Genomic DNA, 985 nt, shown 5'->3' on the forward strand with positions numbered 1-985 from the left:
TAGAGCAGTTCCACTTTAATCTGAATTGATGGGTGACACTGAAGGCATCTTGTGTTTCACCGTTTTCATTGGTGGAGAGGGTGATGGCACGAGCATTGAGTGATGATCTTCGGGAGCGGGTTCTGGAAGCTGGAGTTGCAGGGGCATCAGCCCGCTCGATTGCGGCGCGGTTCGGAGTTGGAATTTCGACAGCGATCCGCTGGCTGCGTCGTGAACGCGAAAGCGGCGAGCGGACACCCCGTCGTCAGGGCAAACCGCGCGGATCACGGCTGGACGCGCATGAAGCGTTCATTGCCGGCATGATCGAGGCGCAGAACGACATCACGCTTCACGAAATGATGGCGCGCCTGGAAAGTGAACGGGCCGTCGGGATTGGTCGCAGCACGCTCAGTCGCTGGCTGCGGCAACACGGATGGACATTCAAAAAAAGACCGCCCATGCACTGGAGCTGGAGCGTGAAGACGTCCTGAAGCGACGACAAGACTGGTTTGATCTCCAGCCTGACCTTGATCCGCAGCGTCTGGTGTTCATTGACGAAACCAGCCTGTCGACGAAGATGCCCCGTCTGCGCGGCCGTGCCTTGCGCGGGGAACGTTGCCGCGCCGGTGTGTCGCACGGTCATTGGAAAACCGCGACTTTCACCGGGGGGCTGCGTCTGACAGGCATGACCGCGCCCTTCGTGCATGATGCTCCCATGAACGGCACGATCTTTCAGGTCTATGTCGAACGGGTTCTCATCCCGACACTGAAACCGGGCGATATCGTCGTGATGGACAATCTTCCGGCGCATAAGCTTCCGGCAGCACAAAAGGCTATTGAGCAGGCAGGGGCGGAACTGATGTTCCTCCCGCCCTACAGCCCGGACTTCAATCCCATCGAGATGGCTTTTTCAAAACTCAAGGCCCTGCTGCGCGCCAGGGCCGAACGAACTGTCGGTGCTCTGTGGGATACCGTCGGAGCTCTGCTTCCGGCTTTCACCCCCAGC

General features: G+C 59.2%; 1 protein-coding gene. It reads left to right on the plus strand.

What is annotated here, in order from left to right; genetic code table 11:
- Positions 1-83: 83 nt before the first annotated feature.
- Positions 84-985, plus strand: a protein-coding gene (locus tag HK25_RS12070; protein ID WP_233127825.1) for an IS630 family transposase whose coding sequence is annotated in 2 segments (ribosomal slippage) — positions 84-420 and positions 420-985 — 903 coding nt annotated over the 2 segments. Because the reading frame shifts where the segments join, the coding sequence is not laid out codon by codon here. This gene is flagged as partial in the annotation.

The organism is Acetobacter sp. DsW_059, from assembly GCF_002153695.1.
GTDB lineage: Bacteria > Pseudomonadota > Alphaproteobacteria > Acetobacterales > Acetobacteraceae > Acetobacter > Acetobacter thailandicus.